General features: G+C 32.4%; 14 protein-coding genes. 10 read left to right on the forward strand and 4 right to left on the reverse strand.

All coding sequences use genetic code 11. The annotated features are described in order from the left end of the window. Positions 1-14: 14 nt before the first annotated feature. The 7 genes from JM82_RS07965 (at position 15) to JM82_RS07995 (ending at position 9,302) form a co-directional block, all read left to right on the forward strand. Positions 15-821 (forward strand): helix-turn-helix domain-containing protein, encoded by an 807-nt coding sequence (locus JM82_RS07965; protein WP_145002181.1) that lies wholly within the window; start codon positions 15-17, stop codon positions 819-821. Between the two features lie 263 nt (positions 822-1,084). After that, on the forward strand, positions 1,085-2,854 hold the full coding sequence (locus tag JM82_RS07970) for an AMP-dependent synthetase/ligase (protein WP_145002183.1): 1,770 nt from the start codon (positions 1,085-1,087) through the stop codon (positions 2,852-2,854). A gap of 140 nt (positions 2,855-2,994) precedes the next feature. Further along, the gene (locus JM82_RS07975; protein ID WP_145002185.1) at positions 2,995-3,450 is read left to right on the forward strand and encodes a MarR family winged helix-turn-helix transcriptional regulator; all 456 of its coding nucleotides are present in this window, start codon (positions 2,995-2,997) and stop codon (positions 3,448-3,450) included. Position 3,451: 1 nt separating this feature from the next. Continuing rightward, positions 3,452-5,860 (forward strand): 3-hydroxyacyl-CoA dehydrogenase NAD-binding domain-containing protein, encoded by a 2,409-nt coding sequence (locus JM82_RS07980; RefSeq protein ID WP_145002187.1) that lies wholly within the window; start codon positions 3,452-3,454, stop codon positions 5,858-5,860. 4 nt (positions 5,861-5,864) lie between these two features. After that, positions 5,865-7,055: an acetyl-CoA C-acyltransferase gene (locus tag JM82_RS07985; RefSeq protein WP_145002189.1), complete on the forward strand. Its 1,191-nt coding sequence runs from the start codon at positions 5,865-5,867 to the stop codon at positions 7,053-7,055. A 46-nt stretch (positions 7,056-7,101) separates the two neighbouring features. Next, positions 7,102-7,458 carry a four helix bundle protein gene (locus JM82_RS07990; protein WP_145002191.1) on the forward strand — a complete coding sequence of 119 codons (357 nt, stop codon included), beginning with the start codon at positions 7,102-7,104 and terminating at the stop codon, positions 7,456-7,458. Positions 7,459-7,493: 35 nt separating this feature from the next. After that, entirely contained in the window at positions 7,494-9,302 is a 1,809-nt protein-coding gene (locus JM82_RS07995; protein WP_145002193.1) for an acyl-CoA dehydrogenase family protein, read from the forward strand. A gap of 66 nt (positions 9,303-9,368) precedes the next feature. Here JM82_RS07995 and JM82_RS08000 read toward each other — a convergent pair whose 3' ends face one another. Then, a complete protein-coding gene (locus tag JM82_RS08000; protein WP_145002195.1) occupies positions 9,369-10,790 on the reverse strand; it encodes an N-acetylmuramoyl-L-alanine amidase in 1,422 nt (473 codons plus the stop codon). Then, a complete protein-coding gene (locus JM82_RS08005; RefSeq protein WP_145002197.1) occupies positions 10,783-11,169 on the reverse strand; it encodes a BlaI/MecI/CopY family transcriptional regulator in 387 nt (128 codons plus the stop codon). Before JM82_RS08005 ends, JM82_RS08000 begins: the two co-directional genes overlap by 8 nt. 156 nt (positions 11,170-11,325) lie before the next feature. On the opposite strand from JM82_RS08005, the gene JM82_RS08010 reads away from it, so the two are divergent. Genes JM82_RS08010 through JM82_RS08020 form a run of 3 tightly spaced genes read left to right on the forward strand, consistent with a single transcriptional unit; the run spans position 11,326 to position 14,819 of the window. Continuing rightward, complete coding sequence (locus tag JM82_RS08010) at positions 11,326-12,975, forward strand: M1 family metallopeptidase (protein ID WP_145002199.1); 1,650 nt, start codon at positions 11,326-11,328, stop codon at positions 12,973-12,975. A gap of 2 nt (positions 12,976-12,977) precedes the next feature. After that, complete coding sequence (locus JM82_RS08015; RefSeq protein WP_145002201.1) at positions 12,978-13,550, forward strand: YdeI/OmpD-associated family protein; 573 nt, start codon at positions 12,978-12,980, stop codon at positions 13,548-13,550. 57 nt (positions 13,551-13,607) lie between these two features. Continuing rightward, positions 13,608-14,819: a bifunctional alpha/beta hydrolase/OsmC family protein gene (locus JM82_RS08020; RefSeq protein WP_145002203.1), complete on the forward strand. Its 1,212-nt coding sequence runs from the start codon at positions 13,608-13,610 to the stop codon at positions 14,817-14,819. 55 nt (positions 14,820-14,874) lie between these two features. Here JM82_RS08020 and JM82_RS08025 read toward each other — a convergent pair whose 3' ends face one another. Then, complete coding sequence (locus tag JM82_RS08025; protein WP_145002205.1) at positions 14,875-16,341, reverse strand: sigma 54-interacting transcriptional regulator; 1,467 nt, start codon at positions 16,339-16,341, stop codon at positions 14,875-14,877. A gap of 78 nt (positions 16,342-16,419) precedes the next feature. Then, positions 16,420-17,547: a vWA domain-containing protein gene (locus JM82_RS08030; protein ID WP_145002207.1), complete on the reverse strand. Its 1,128-nt coding sequence runs from the start codon at positions 17,545-17,547 to the stop codon at positions 16,420-16,422. Positions 17,548-17,587 lie beyond the last annotated feature (40 nt).

Below are 17,587 nucleotides of genomic sequence, written 5' to 3' on the forward strand. Positions count from 1 at the left end.
ACATAAAGCTATTAATGAATTTTAGATATATAGAATGTACCAACACTAACCAGTTGGTACAAAACTTTTTTGAGCTTACTGTTGAGCAAACCAGAATACCTTTAATTTCTAAGGTAATACCAACTGCACAATCGCATATATTATTTTTTAAATCAAAATCACCACTAGAAACAGGCGTAAGAAATAAAATTTATAAGAATAAAGGAATCGTTGTATTTGGGCAATCCTATAAATCTTACACGATGAAGGCACAAAACCCCTATTTTAATTTCGGGATTAATTTGCATCCAACTGCGCTATACAAAATTTTAAAAACAGATATTTCTAAATTAACAGATAAACATATTAACCTATCTAAAATAGATACTAAATTATATGAGTTATTATATCCTGTTTTTAAAGAAAACCTTCACGGAACAGCATTAGCACAACGTATTGAAAGCCAACTATCAAACCTTCAAATTTACGAAAGTAAAAACACAAAATTAGTGGACGAAGCTATTAAGGTGATATACAAAAAAGAAGGTAAAATTAATGTAGAAGAACTTCTTAAAATATTTCCAATTTCGCAAAAACATCTAGAAGTACAGTTTAAAAAAACCATAGGATTAACACCTTTAAAATTTATAAAACTTTATAAATTTTTAAGTTTAATGAGGCAATACGAATCTAAAAAAGCATCAATAACACAATTAATAGAGTATTATGCTTATTATGACCTGTCTCATTTTACTAAAGACTTTAAATTATTTATGAACCAAAAGCCCTCAGATTACTTCAAATCTGAGAATATTTTCTTAAATAATTATTTAAAACTCTAATTTTTACGATTTTTTACATCATTTAAACAAAAGATTTTACATAATTTAGCTTCGAATTTATGTGTTTTATTTAATTTAAATGAAAGTTAAGGGATTCATTTAAAAATAGTTAGTTATTAAATAAAAATCAAAAAAGCATATATTCACGCTATCAATCAGTTAGCATAGGAGCTGTTTAATTACAGCTCCTTTTTTTTACTGCTATTTGAAATGGAAATAAAATTTCATACTTTGCAACTCTTAACAACTTCGCAAATAATCTAATGATAGAAATAACTAGACTCTTCGATTTCCCATACTATCAACTTGAAAAATACAATCTTGAAAATTCATTATCAACAAAATATGATGGTAAATGGGTATCAATTTCTACAAAAAAATACTTAGAACAAGCTAATACAATTAGTAGAGGACTACTAAGATTAGGTGTTTCAAAAAACGATAAAATAGCAGTAATATCCTCAACCAATCGCACAGAATGGAATATAATGGATATTGGTATTTTACAACTTGGTGCACAAAATGTCCCTGTATATCCTACAATATCCGAAGAGGATTATGCATACGTTTTAAATCATGCAGAAGCCAAATATTGTTTTATATCGTGTCAAGAAGTTTATAATAAAGTCATAAAAATAAAAGCAGAAGTACCATCGTTAATAGAAGTTTATTGCTTTGATCAATTAGAAAATTGCAAAAATTGGAACGAAGTATTAGAGTTAGGAAAAGATCAATCTAACCAAAATGAAGTTGAAAAGTTAAAAGATAATGTAAAAGCTAGTGACCTAGCTACTTTAATATATACTTCCGGAACTACTGGAAAACCTAAAGGTGTAATGCTATCGCACGATAATTTAGTTAGCAATGCTTTAGAAAGTTTTAAAAGAATACCTATCGGATTAGGAACAGCTAAAGCCTTAAGTTTTTTACCATTATGCCACGTCTATGAGCGCATGCTTATATATTTATACCAATACTGTGGTGCCTCAATACACTACGCTCCTATTGACCAAATAAGCGAATACGCACAAGAGGTTAAACCACAAGTAATGACTGCTGTACCTAGATTACTAGAAAAAGTATATGACAAAATCATTGCTAAAGGTGCTGAGTTAACAGGAATTAAGAAAAAATTATTTTTCTGGGCTGTAGACGTTGGGCTGCAATACAAACCTTATGGCGAAAATGGTTGGTGGTACACACAAAAACTAAATCTTGCTAATAAATTAATATTTAGCAAATGGAAAGCTGCACTTGGAGGCGAAGTTAAAGTAATGGCATCTGGTAGTGCTGCTTTGCAACCTAGATTAGCACGTGTATTTAATGCTGCAGGATTTGGTGTTATGGAAGGTTATGGATTAACCGAAACCTCTCCTGTAGTATCTGTAAATGATATGCGCAACGGAGGATTTAAAATAGGTACTGTCGGCAAATTATTAGATCGTACTGAAGTTAAAATTGCCGAAGACGGAGAAATTTGTGTAAAAGGACCTCAGGTCATGATGGGATATTACAAAGACGAAGCCAAAACTGCCGAAGTTATTAAAGATGGCTATTTCCACACTGGAGATATAGGTGTTATTGACGACGAAGGCTTTTTAAAAATTACCGATCGTAAAAAGGAAATGTTTAAAACCTCTGGTGGTAAATATGTAGCACCACAATTATTAGAAAACAGATGTAAACAATCTAGATTTATAGATCAAATAATGGTTATTGGTGAAGGCGAAAAAATGCCAGCAGCGATAATACAACCAGATTTTGAATTTATCAGAAATTGGGCCAAAATACATAACAAAACATTAGGTACTAACGAAGCGTTAGTTGCTAATCCAGAAGTAATAGCTCGTATACAAGAAGAGATAGACACAGCAAACACTAAATTTGCTAAGTGGGAAAAAATTAAACAATTTAGATTAACAGCCGAAGCTTGGACTGTAGAAGGTGGACACTTAACTCCTACTTTAAAACTTAAGCGTAAAATAATTAAAGAAAAATATAAAGCATTATACAACGATATTTATGGTTATTAATACTTTAAAATAAATCTTATCTGCAAAAAAGCTATCTAAATTTTGGTAGCTTTTTTTTATGCACTAATTTTAAATTTATTATGCATGCATAATAAATTTTTACTATCTTTGAAAAGATAACCATTTATAATGATTCCAATATGAAAGACAAAACCATAGATTACGTCCTTAGAACCACATGGTTAGCGGTTAATAAAATGTACAACGAAGAAGCTGCTAAATTTGGTACAACTATGGCTACTGGTTTTACTTTATTAAGTATTGATCAAGAAGAAGGAACACCTTCCACCTCATTAGGTCCAATTATGGGTATGGAAGCAACTAGTCTTTCCAGAATCCTAAAACGTATGGAAGAATTAGATTTAATAGTACGTCGACCAAACCCAAATGATGGTCGTGGTGTATTAATTTATCTAACACCTTTTGGTAAAGAAAAACGTAAAGATGCCAAAGAGCGTGTTTTAGTTTTTAACGAAGCAATTAGAGAACACGTATCTGATGAAAAATTAAAAAGCTTTTACGAAGTTTCGGATACAATTAATGAATTGATCTCAAACAAAAAAATATACAATCAAAAAGAACACACATTAAAATAATATGAGCAAACGTAGAATTAAAAAAGTAGCGATTATTGGTTCCGGAATTATGGGATCTGGTATTGCTTGTCACTTCGCCAATATTGGTGTAGATGTATTATTATTAGACATCGTTCCTAGAGAACTAAACGACAAAGAAAAAGCTAAAGGATTAACCTTAGAAGACAAAGTCGTAAGAAACAGATTAGTAAACGATGCATTAACCGCATCTTTAAAATCTAAACCCTCTCCTATTTACAGTCAAGCTTTTGCTAGTCGTATTACTACAGGTAACTTAGAAGACGACATTGCTAAAGTAGCAGATGTAGACTGGATTATGGAAGTTGTAGTAGAAAGACTTGACATTAAACAACAAGTTTTTGAAAAACTAGAAAAATACAGAACGCCAGGAACTTTAATTACTTCAAACACTTCAGGAATTCCAATAAAATTCATGAATGAAGGTCGTAGCGAAGATTTCCAAAAGCATTTCTGTGGTACACACTTTTTTAACCCAGCACGTTACTTAAAATTATTCGAAATAATTCCAGGACCAAATACTGATCCTTCTGTATTAGAATTTTTAAATGAATATGGTGAAAAATTCTTAGGAAAAACTTCTGTTGTTGCTAAAGACACTCCTGCTTTTATAGGAAACAGAGTTGGAATCTTCAGCATACAAAGTTTATTTCACGCAGTTAAAGACTTAGATTTAACAATCGAGGAAGTTGATAAATTATCAGGACCAGTAATTGGTCGTCCAAAATCGGCAACCTTCCGTACGGTTGATGTTGTTGGTTTAGATACTTTGGTTCACGTTGCAAACGGAATTAGAGAAAATTGCCCTAATGACGAACGTTTAGAGTTATTTGAATTACCTGACTTCATCAATACAATGATGGAAAACAAATGGTTAGGGAGCAAAACAGGACAAGGTTTTTATAAGTTAGTAAGAAATGCAGATGGTACTAAAGACATTCTATCTTTAGACCTAAACACTTTAGAATACAGACCAAACAAACGCGCAAAATTTGCAACTTTAGAATTAACGAAAACGATTGATAAAGTAGTTGACCGTTTTAAAGTATTAGTAAAAGGAAAAGATAAAGCTGGTGAGTTTTACAGAAAAAGCTTCACTGCATTATTTGCTTACGTATCTAATCGTATTCCAGAAATTTCAGACGATGTTTATAAAATTGACGATGCTATGAAAGCTGGTTTTGGTTGGGAACACGGACCATTTCAAATTTGGGATGCTATTGGAGTAGAAAAAGGAATCGAGTTAATGAAAGCTGAAGGTTTACAGCCTGCTGCTTGGGTTAATGACATGGTTGCTGCAGGTAATACATCTTTTTACACAGTAAAAGAAGGTGCAACATATTACTATGATATTCCTTCTAAAAAACAAACTAAAATACCTGGACAAGATAGCTTCATTATTTTAGATAATATTAGAAAAACAAACGAAGTATTTAAAAATTCTGGCGTTGTAGTTGAAGATTTAGGGGACGGAATACTTAACCTAGAATTTCAATCTAAAATGAATACTATTGGTGGTGACGTTTTAGCGGGATTAAATAAAGCTATTGATTTAGCCGAAAAAGATTTTGCTGGTTTAGTCGTTGGTAACCAAGCTGCAAACTTCTCAGTTGGTGCAAACATCGGAATGATTTTCATGATGGCTGCAGAGCAAGAATATGATGAGCTTAACATGGCTATTAAATACTTCCAAGATAGTATGATGCGTATGCGTTATTCTTCTATCCCAACTATTTCTGCGCCTCACGGAATGGCTTTAGGTGGTGGATGTGAGTTATCATTACACGCAGATAAAGTAGTTGCAGCAGCAGAGACTTATATGGGACTTGTAGAGTTTGGTGTTGGTGTTATTCCTGGTGGAGGAGGTTCTAAAGAAATGGCTTTAAGAGCACAAGATCTTTTCCAAAAAGGAGACGTACAACTTAACGTGTTACAAGAGCATTTCTTAACTATTGGTATGGCTAAAGTATCGACTTCTGCTTATGAAGCGTTTGACTTAAACTTACTACAAAAAGGAAAAGATGTCGTTGTAGTAAACAAAGACCGTCAAATAGCTGTTGCAAAACAACATGCTATGTTAATGGCTAATTCTGGTTACACACAACCCGTGAAAAGAGATGACGTTTTAGTTCTTGGTAAACAAGCATTAGGTATGTTTTTAGTAGGAACAGACTCTATGGAAGACTCTAATTACATTTCTGAACACGATATGAAAATCGCTAATAAATTAGCTTACGTTATGGCTGGTGGAGATTTATCAGAGCCAACACGCGTAACAGAACAATATTTATTGGATTTAGAGCGTGAAGCTTTCTTAAGTTTATGTACAGAACGTAAAACTTTAGAACGTATTCAGCACATGTTAACAAAAGGTAAACCTTTAAGAAACTAAAAAAATGAAAACAGCATATATAGTAAAAGCATATAGAACCGCAGTTGGTAAAGCTCCAAAAGGCGTGTTCCGTTTTAAAAGAACAGATGAATTGGCAGCCGAAACCATCAAGTATATGATGAAGGAATTGCCAGGTTTAGACCCAAAGCGTATCGACGATGTTATTGTTGGTAACGCAATGCCTGAAGGTTCTCAAGGATTAAATATGGCACGTTTAATCTCTTTAATGGGATTAGATATTGTTGATGTTCCTGGTGTAACAGTCAACCGTTTTTGCTCTTCTGGAGTAGAAACTATTGGTATGGCAACTGCAAAAATACAAGCTGGAATGGCCGATTGTATTATTGCTGGTGGTGCAGAAAGTATGAGTAGCGTACCAATGACAGGTTTTAAACCAGAATTAAACTACGACATTGTAAAATCTGGTCACGAAGATTATTATTGGGGAATGGGAAATACTGCCGAAGCTGTAGCAAAACAGTTTAAAGTATCTCGTGAAGACCAAGATGAATTTGCATTTAATTCGCACATGAAAGCCTTAAGAGCGCAAGCTGAAAATCGTTTTCAAGATCAAATAGTACCAATTGAAGTGGAACAAACTTACATTGATGCTAACGGAAAAAAAGCAACAAAATCTTACACAGTAACTAAAGATGAAGGACCTCGTGCAGGAACTAGTAAAGAAGCTTTAGCCAAACTTAGAGCAGTATTTGCTGCTGGAGGAAGTGTTACAGCTGGTAACTCGTCACAAATGAGTGATGGTGCTGCTTTTGTAATGGTTATGAGTGAAGACATGGTTAAAGAGCTAGGTTTAGAACCAATTGCAAGAATGGTAAACTATGCTGCAGCAGGTGTTGAGCCTCGTATTATGGGAATTGGACCAGTTAAAGCAATACCAAAAGCATTAAAACAAGCAGGATTAAAACAAGACGATTTAGCTTTAATTGAATTAAACGAAGCTTTTGCTTCTCAATCTTTAGCAGTAATTAGAGAACTTGGTCTTAACCCAGATATTATTAACGTAAATGGTGGTGCAATTGCATTGGGTCATCCATTAGGATGTACAGGTGCAAAATTATCTGTACAACTTTTTGACGAAATGCGTAAGCGTGACATGCAAGGCAAATATGGTGCAGTTACCATGTGTGTTGGTACAGGTCAAGGTGCTTGTGGAATATTTGAGTTCCTTAATTAAGAATCAAGACGCTTAGAACCAAGAGTAAAGACAAAAACTAGACGCTATGCATAACTTCAAAAAATTAAAAATTTGGAATGAAAGTATGGAATTAGTTTCAGAGTCTTATAAAATAACGCGAGGTTTTCCAAAATTTGAAACTTATGGATTAATGAGTCAAATGAATAGATGTGCTGTTTCTATTCCTTCTAATATATCTGAAGGAAGTAGCAAAAGTTCAAATAAACATTTTGCAAATTATTTAGAGCACAGTTTAGGTTCGGCATTTGAATGGGAAACACAACTGAATGTCGCTTTTAATGAAAGTTATATTTCAGAAGAAAAATTTAAAGAATTAGAAAACAAAATAAAACAAATACAAAAAATGATTTCAAGTTTCAAATCTGGACTTAAGCTGTCTTGATTCTTAGTTCTAGAAATCTAAAAACGAATAATAATATGGCAGATTTAGAAAAAGACATCTTAAGAGGTGGTCAATTCTTAGTAAAAGAAACAAATTGTGACGATGTGTTTACTCCTGAAGATTTTTCAGAAGAACAAGCAATGATGAAAGATTCTGTAATGGAATTTAATGATCGTGAAATTATACCTCATAAAGCACGTTTTGAAGCTAAAGATTATGCATTAACTGAAGAGGTTATGCGTAAAGCTGGAGACATGGGCTTTTTAAGTGTCGCAGTACCTGAAGCTTTTGGTGGAATGGGAATGGGATTTGTTTCTACAGTATTAACATGTGATTACATTTCTTCTGGAACTGGATCATTTAGTACTGCTTTTGGTGCACATACAGGTATTGGTACTATGCCAATTACTCTTTATGGTACTGATGAACAAAAACAAAAATACGTACCAAAATTAGCTTCGGGAGAGTGGTTTGGAGCTTACTGTTTAACAGAGCCTGGAGCTGGATCTGATGCAAATTCTGGTAAAACAACTGCTGAGCTTTCTGCAGATGGAAAATCATACAAAATTAACGGTCAAAAAATGTGGATTTCAAATGCAGGTTTCTGTAGTGTGATGATCGTTTTTGCTCGTATTGAAGGTGATAAAAATATTACTGGATTTATAGTAGAATATAATGGAGAAACTCCAAATGGGATTACTTTAGGTGAAGAAGAACATAAATTAGGTATTCGTGCGTCTTCTACGCGTCAAGTATTTTTTAACGACACTGTTGTTCCTGCTGAAAATATGTTAGCTGGTCGTGGTGAAGGTTTTAAAATTGCCATGAATGCACTTAACGTTGGTCGTATTAAATTAGCTGCTGCATGTTTAGATTCTCAAAGAAGAATTTTAACTACTGCTGTAAACTATGCTAAAGAACGTAAACAATTTAAAACACCTATTGCAGATTTTGGAGCAATTAAAGTAAAGTTAGCCGAAATGGCTGCAAGTGCTTATGCTGGTGAATCTGCTACTTATAGAGCTGCTAAAAATATTGAAGACAGAATCGCGATGCGTGAAGCTGCTGGAAATACACACCAAGAAGCAGAGCTTAAAGGTGTTGAAGAATATGCAATTGAATGTTCTATATTAAAAGTTGCGGTATCTGAAGATGTACAAAATTGTGCAGATGAAGGAATCCAAATTTTTGGTGGAATGGGATTCTCTGAAGAAACTCCTATGGAATCTGCTTGGAGAGATGCTAGAATTGCACGTATATACGAAGGAACTAACGAGATTAACAGAATGTTAGCGGTTGGTATGTTAGTTAAAAAGGCAATGAAAGGTCATGTTGACTTATTAGGTCCTGCTTCTAAAGTACAAGAAGAATTAATGGGAATACCATCTTTTGAAACACCAGATTACTCTGAGTTATTTTCAGAAGAAAAAGAAATGATTAAGAAACTTAAAAAGACATTCTTAATGGTTGCAGGTGGTGCTGTTCAAAAATATGGTCCTCAATTAGAAGATCACCAACAATTATTAATTGCAGCTGCAGATATCTTAATTGAAATCTATATGGCAGAGTCTGCAATTTTAAGAACTGAGAAAAACGTTAAGCGTACTAGCGAAGCTGAACAATCGGCACAAATCGCAATGGCTAAATTATATTTATATCACGCAGTAGATATTGTTGAAGAAAAAGGAAAAGAAAGTATTATTTCTTTTGCTGAAGGAGACGAACAACGCATGATGTTAATGGGTCTTAAGCGTTTTACAAAATATGCTAACTATCCAGATATCGTAGATTTACGTATCGAGATTGCAGAAAAAGTAAAAGCAGAAGGAAAATACTGCTTCTAAAAATTAAGTTTTAGTTTTAATTACCCTAAAAAGCTGTTTTGTAATGAAACAGCTTTTTTATTTTCCTTATTTACTACTTCTAATTTTATTTAAACTTTCAAAAATAGATTTTGCTATAACCTCTCTTTTTGATGTATTAGTCAATATAGCTTTATCCTCTTTATTAGATAAAAAACCTAGTTCTAAATATATGGCTGGACAGTTTACATTTTTAAGGAGATAAAAATTTGCAACCTTAATACCACGAGATTTTGAAAAAACATTAAACTTATTTTCAATTAAAACCTCACTATAATTATAAGAGGTGTCTTTATTGTCATTGTCATCTTTATAATATGCCTCCACTCCATTTATACTATTATCCTTATTTGACGTACAGTGTAAGCTAATCATTAAATCTGCATTTGCATTATTTACTATTTTTGAACGTTGATTAAGTGAAATAAACTCATCTGACGTCCTAGTCTGGATAATTTTTATTTTATCATTACTATAGCTTGCTAATAAATTAGAAATTTCTAAGGTAATCTCCTTTTCTTTCACATCGGTTTTATTACCGGAATCTTTACCTCCATGTCCAGCATCAATAACAACTACAATTGGTTTTTTTAAATCTTTATAAGAGCTAAACACAAAAATACCTGCGAATAATAAGATAACAGAAGTAATTTTTAATGCTTGATTTAATACAGAAGATTTCTTTTGATGTAACATAATAAGTCGGTTTTTGATTTGAATAAAATTAAATCCGCTAGTTAAAGGAATGCGGTAATCCTGTTTTCCTAAATTAATTATAGTTTTGGAATATTTTTCGATATCAATTCCTGATAAAACGGAAATTTCATCTGCAATAAACTCATGATTTTGAAGTATTACTTTTTTATATAACCAAGTAAAAGGATTAAACCAAAAAACACAAATAAATAATTCTGATAGTATGATATCAATAGTATGTAAATGTTTGCTATGTACTGATTCATGCTTTAGTATACTTAAATATTCAGCGTTAGTTAATCTATGATTTTCATTTATAAACATATAGTTGAAAAAACTAGAAACCAAATCAGAATCGTTACACTTTATTAACTTCAGACTACCTAAACGTTTATAACAGATTCTTGTATGCTTATATATCTTGAAAAGATTCTTGAAAAACCTAAAAAAGAAAAACAGTGTAATTACCAAATAAATATAAAACAGTGCACTTTTGTTGGATGAATGAATACTTTTTGTTTCTTTTAAAACTAAACTTTCAATATCATGATTTACTTCTTTAGTTTCATCAAAATTTTCGACAGTAATCTCTGTAATACGAGGAACTGCATCAAGAAATTCAAATTCAAAAAATGGAGCTGCAAAACATAAAATCATTGAGCCTATTAAAAAGAAACGATTAAACTGAAATGTCTTTTGTTTTCTGAGTAACACGACATAAACTAGATACGAACAACCTAAACTAATAATGGTATATACAAAATAACTAATCATTGGCTTTCTTTTGGTCCATTTTCTGTTTTAATAATGCTTGAAGATCTTCTAACTCTTTCATCGATAAATCTGCATTTTTAGTAAAAAATGATGCAAATTGTGCTTTAGAATCGTTGAAAAAATGCTGAATCATCCCATTTACTTGCTTTGTAAAATAGTCGTTCTTTTTAAGAATAGGGAAATAAACTTTGTCTCTTCCTAATCTCTCAAACCCAATATACTTCTTATCAACCATTCGTTTTAATAATGTAGAAATAGTAGTATATGCTGGTTTTGGTTCTGGAAACTTCTCAACAATATCTTTCATAAATCCTTTATCAAGAATCCATAAACACCTCATTATTTGTAGTTCTGATTTATTTAACTGTTTTATATCCACAAGTATAGTTTTATTACTACAAATGTAGTAATAAAAAATTAAAAAACAATTTTTAATGATTTACGATTAATTCATTTTAAAAATTATTAGTTAAAACCTACTTTTAAGTAAAGTGGTTTTTTATTTTTCATTAATTTAGAAGAAATTTTAATAGTAATGAAAAATACACTTTACCTACTACTTTTCTTTGTAATTTCTCCACATATAACAACAAAAGCCCAAGGCTTACTACAAGAAAAAAACAACTTTACTAGACAAGACACCCTTCGTGGTAGTATTACTCCTGAGCGCGAATGGTGGGATTTAAGCTATTATCATTTAGACATTAAGGTTAATCCTGAAGACAAAACTATTGCTGGAACAAATACAATTCAGTATAACGTTTTAAAACCAAACCAAGTTTTACAAATTGACTTGCAAGAACCATTAGTATTGACTAAAGTGACTCAAAACAATAAAGAACTAGAAATAAAACACGATGGAAATGCACACTTTGTAATGCTTAAAGATCAACAATATATAGGTGAAACAAATAGTGTAATTGCTTATTACGAAGGGAAACCTCGTGAAGCTGTTAGAGCACCTTGGGATGGCGGAATTTCTTGGAAAAAAGATACCAACGGAAATCATTTTATAGCCTCATCCTGTCAAGGACTTGGCGCAAGTGTTTGGTGGCCTAATAAAGACCACATGTATGACGAAGTTGATAGTATGGATATTAGCGTTACTATCCCAAAAGGGTTAATGAATGTGTCTAACGGAAGACTTAAAAATATTATTGATAATAAAGATGAAACAATTACAACTAATTGGCATGTAGCAAACCCAATTAACAACTATGGTGTAAATATTAATATTGGTGATTATGCTAACTTTTCTGAAGTTTTTAAAGGCGAAAAAGGCGATTTAGACATGAATTATTACGTCTTAAAAGACAACCTTGAAAAAGCAAAAAACCATTTTAAAGATGCACCAAAAATGATGAAAGCTTTTGAACATTGGTTTGGTCCTTATCCGTTTTACGAAGATAGTTTTAAACTGGTAGAAGTCCCTTATTTAGGTATGGAACACCAAAGTTCTGTAACTTACGGAAACAAATATATGAATGGCTATTTGGGTAGCGATTTATCTGGAACAGGTTGGGGTTTAAAATTTGATTTTATCATCATTCATGAAGCTGGACACGAGTGGTTTGCAAACAATATTACCAATGTAGATATTGCAGATATGTGGATTCACGAAAGTTTTACTGCTTATTCTGAAAGCTTATTTTTAGATTATTATTACGGTAAACAAGCCTCATCAGAATACGTTATTGGTACAAGAAGAGGTATTCAAAATGACAGACCGTTAATTGGACATTATAATGTTAATAATGAAGGTTCTGGCGACATGTATTACAAAGGTGCAAACATGCTTCATACCATTCGTCAATTGGTTAAAGATGACGAAAAATGGAGACAAATATTACGTACTTTAAATTCAAAATTCTATCATCAAACCGTAACAACACAACAAATTGAAAACTGTTTAGCAGAAGAATCTGGATTGGATTTAAAAGGCATTTTCAATCAATATTTACGCACTGTTAACATTCCTGTTTTTGAATATCAAGTTGAAGGTAAAAAATTACACTACAAATGGACTAATATAGTTGATGACTTTATAATGCCAATTCAAATTGAAGTCAATGGTGTTAATCAATGGATTACACCTTCAAAAAACAATCAAACGCTTAAATTAAAATTTAAAGATGCTAAAATAAAAGTGGATAGTAATTTTTATGTGAATGTAAAAGCACTTTAAAAATGACTACTGACGAGTACTATTTTAAATCTGATACTGAATGGCGAGAATGGTTACACATCAATCACGACAGCGATGATGGTATCTACCTCATCTTTTACAAAGTAGACCACAAAAACGAAAGTATGCGTTGGGAAGAAGCTGTAAAAGTAGCCTTGTGTTATGGTTGGATCGATAGTACTGTTAAAAGTTTAGGAGATGGAAAACGCAGACAATATTTTTGCAAACGTAATCCAAAAAGCGTTTGGAGCGCACTTAACAATAGACACGTTAAAGCTTTACTTGCAGAAGACTTAATGCATCCAAAAGGTTTAGAAATAATTAAAACAGGAAAGAAAAACGGAAGTTGGACTGCTTTAGATGACGTTGAAAAAGGTATAATTCCCGAAGCATTACAATTAGCGTTTAATGCAAACCCGAAAGCTTATAAAAACTACAACAATTTTGCGCCTTCATACAGAAAAAGTTATTTGTATTGGCTAAACCAAGCCAAACGTGAGACTACAAAAGAAAAGAGAATTACAGAGATTATTAAATTTTGCGAAGCCAATATTAAGTCTAGAGATACGTGGTAATGACTAAATATTGAAAGGCTTTCACTTTTTTTCGACTTAATATAAAACCGCAACACAATGAATATTCAAAAAATAAATTTCACTAATGCAGAAGGTCAACAATTAGTTGGTCGTTTAGAGCTGCCAATAAATCAACATCCTCATAATTTTGCCATTTTCGCACATTGTTTTACTTGTAATAAAAACTTATCTGCAGTAAAAAATATTTCTCGCGAATTAACAGCAAATGGCTTTGGAGTATTACGTTTTGATTTTACTGGTTTAGGGGAAAGTGAAGGTGATTTTGAAAACACCAATTTTTCAGGAAATGTAGAAGATTTAATTAGTGCTTCTAATTATTTGAAAGAAAACTATACTGCTCCTTCCCTATTAATTGGACATTCCTTAGGTGGAGCTGCTGTTATATTTGCTTCCTCTACAATAGAATCTGTTAAAGCGGTTGCAACCATTGGAGCACCTTCCAATCCAAAACACGTCAAGCACTTAATACAAAGTAGTGTTGAAGAAATTAAGGCAACAGGAAAAGCAAATGTGAATATTGGAGGAAGACCATTTACAATTAAAAAACAATTTTTAGAAGATATTGAAACTAAGTCACTACCAGACGTTGCTAAAAATTTACGAAAAGCCTTATTAGTTATGCATTCGCCTCAAGATACCACTGTTGGTATTGAAAATGCAGAAGAAATTTATATCGCAGCAAGACATCCAAAAAGTTTTGTAACGCTTGATGGAGCGGATCATTTATTAATGAAAAAAGAGGATTCTGTTTACGTAGGAAGTGTGATTGCTACTTGGGCAAAACGCTATATTACCATACCTAGAACAGAAATAGTAAAGACAACACATCAAGCAGTTGCAAGTTTAGATGCAAAAGATGGTTTTACCACACAAATGACTGTTGGAAGTCATACTATGATGGCTGATGAGCCTACAAATTTTGGTGGCAATGATTTTGGACCTTCGCCATATGAGTTTGTCTCAGCTGGATTATCTGCTTGTACTGCAATGACTGTTCAAATGTATGTTAAACGAAAAGGATGGGATTTACAAAATATTGAAGTCCACACTTCACATACTAAAGTATCAAAACAAGTTGTTGAAAATGGCGAACAAAAAGAAATGAAAGTTGACACGTTTAATAGAGAGATTAAACTAAAAGGTAACTTAGACGAAAAACAGATACAACGTATTCTTCAAATTGCAGATAAATGTCCAGTGCATAAAACGTTACATAGTGATATAGAAGTGGCTACCACACTGGTTTAAATAAAAAAGCGCATCATTTTAATGATGCGCTTTTTTATTGTTTTAAGTTTCAAAATTATAAACCATTAATAAAACTTCCGTAAGGATCTTTAAACTGAATCCCTTCAGTAAATCTGTGTTTACTTAATTGTTTATATTCCACTAAAGCCCAAAGCACAAACTCTTTTACAAAATAACTTTCTTGTTTTGTTAATTTTGGTTGGTGTTCTGCTAATAAATCATCTAAAGGAGAAACTGCATCTAATAGATTTTTATACTCCTTGTCTCGTAAACCGTCTAATAGCTCAAAACCTTCAGAAGCATTGAAAAACCAAGAGACAATGTCATCATAAGGACTTACATCTTCTTGTTTTTTTAATTTTTCTATCTTAGGGAAAAACTCAGGAAATAAACTTTTAACCGCTTCACCTATTAAGTTATAAGCCACTTGTGCAGCACCTTCTTGTTCACCTTCATAAACCAACTCAACTTTACCAGTAATAGCAGGAATAATTCCTAAAAAGTCTGATAATCTAATAGTTGTAGTATCATCTCCATTTTTTAATCCTCTAAGCTCTGCTGTACTTAATAAGTTTTCAAATGCGGTAATACTTAAACGTGCACTTACGCCACTTTTTTCGTCAATAAAATCACTTTCACGTGCTTCAAATACAATTTGTTCTAACAAATCTTTTGCTAATTCCGGCACATGAATACTTTCTTTTTGGCGTCCATCGGATTTCGCTTCTTGTTGCGTAATGGTTTTTGCTGTTTCAATATCTGTTGGATAATGCGTTAAAATTTGCGATCCAATTCTATCTTTTAAAGGTGTTACAATGCTTCCTCTATTGGTATAATCTTCAGGATTTGCAGTAAAAATAAACTGCATATCTAAAGGTAAACGTAATTTAAATCCTCTAATCTGTATATCACCTTCTTGTAAAATATTAAATAAAGCCACTTGTATTCTAGCTTGTAAATCTGGTAATTCATTAATAACAAAAATGCAACGGTTTGCACGCGGAATCATTCCGTAATGTATTACTCTGTCATCTGCATAACTCAACTTTAAATTGGCTGCTTTTATTGGATCTACGTCACCAATAATATCTGCAACGGTTACATCTGGAGTTGCTAATTTTTCGGCAAAACGCTCGCTTCTATGCATCCAAGTAATTGGTGTATCGTCTCCTTTTTCTGCAATTAATTCGGTTGCAAAACGTGAGATTGGTTGCAATGGATCGTCATTAATTTCACTACCTTCTACAACTGGAATATATTCGTCTAACAAATTAAGCATTAAACGTGCTAAACGGGTTTTAGCTTGACCACGCAATCCTAAAAAGTTAATATTGTGTCGTGATAAAATAGCACGTTCTAACTCAGGAATCACAGTGTTTTCGTAACCATGTACACCTTCAAAAACAGTTGTTTTACTTTTTATTTTTTCAATTAAATTATCTCTTAATTCGTCTTTAATAGATCTACTTTTATATCCAACTTTTTTTAATTCGCCTAAAGTTTTTATATTTTTTATTTCCATAGTTCTTTTCTATTCTATTTTAACTCCTCTTTCTTTTAAAATAAGAGGAGAGCTGCTTCATATTTAAAAGCTAATTAATTATCCTTTAATTCTTTTTTTTCTGTTTGTTTCGTAATCTTCAAAAATCATTTCACCTAGTCCTTTCAAGCCTGTGTAAAAAGCTTTTCCTTGATTGGCATGCGTAAATTCTTCTACAAATTGCATTAGATAAGGATCTTGAGCAATCATAAAAGTTGTAATAGGAATATGCAATTTTCTGGCTTGTTGTGCTTGTGCATAGCATTTATTAGTAATGTATGGGTTTAAACCATTACTATCTTTATAATAGGTTCCGTCTGGCAAACGCAAGCAACTTGGTTTACCATCTGTTATCATAAAAATTTGCTTATTAGTATTACGTTTACGACGCAATAAATCCATTGCTAATTGTAGTCCAGCAACCGTATTTGTATGATATGGACCAACGTTTAAATAGGGTAAATCTTTAATTTTTATTGGCCAAGCATCGTTACCAAAAACTAATATGTCTAAGGTATCTTTTGGGTAGCGTGTTGTAATTAATTCGGCTAAAGCCATCGCTACTTTTTTAGCAGGTGTTATTCTGTCCTCTCCATACAAAATCATACTGTGGCTAATGTCTATCATTAAAACCGTACTCATTTGTGACTTATGTGTGGTTTCTTCGACCACTAAATCGTCTTCGGTTAAATTAAAATCGCCAATTCCGTTGTTAATTTGTGCGTTTCTTAGACTTTCCGTCATAGAGACTTTATCCAAACTGTCGCCAAATTGGTAGTTTCTAAAATCGCCTGTATGCTCATCTCCTATTCCAACACCTTTACTTTTATGGTTTCCAGAACCACTACGTTTGATGTTACCAAATATTTGATCCAATGCAGATTGTCTAATGGCACGCTCAGTCTTTGCTGTAATAGCATTCCCTTTGTTTCCATCTGGTTTAATTTCTTCACGTATGTAACCTTTTTCTTTAAGATCTTCAATAAAATCGTCAATTGAATATTCTGGAGTGGTTAATTTATATTCTTTATCTAATTCGCGAAGCCAATCTATAGCTTCGTCAAAATCTCCAGAAGTATGCGTAATTAATTCTTTAAAAATATCAAAAAGCTTCTCAAAAGGGGATTGCGAAGGTGCTTCGTATGGTTTAAATACAAAGCCTTTTCTGTTGTTATTTTTGTTTTTCATGCAGTATAAAAATACGACATTTTAACATCAAAATAAACGT

The organism is Olleya sp. Hel_I_94 (genome assembly GCF_007827365.1).
GTDB lineage: Bacteria > Bacteroidota > Bacteroidia > Flavobacteriales > Flavobacteriaceae > Olleya.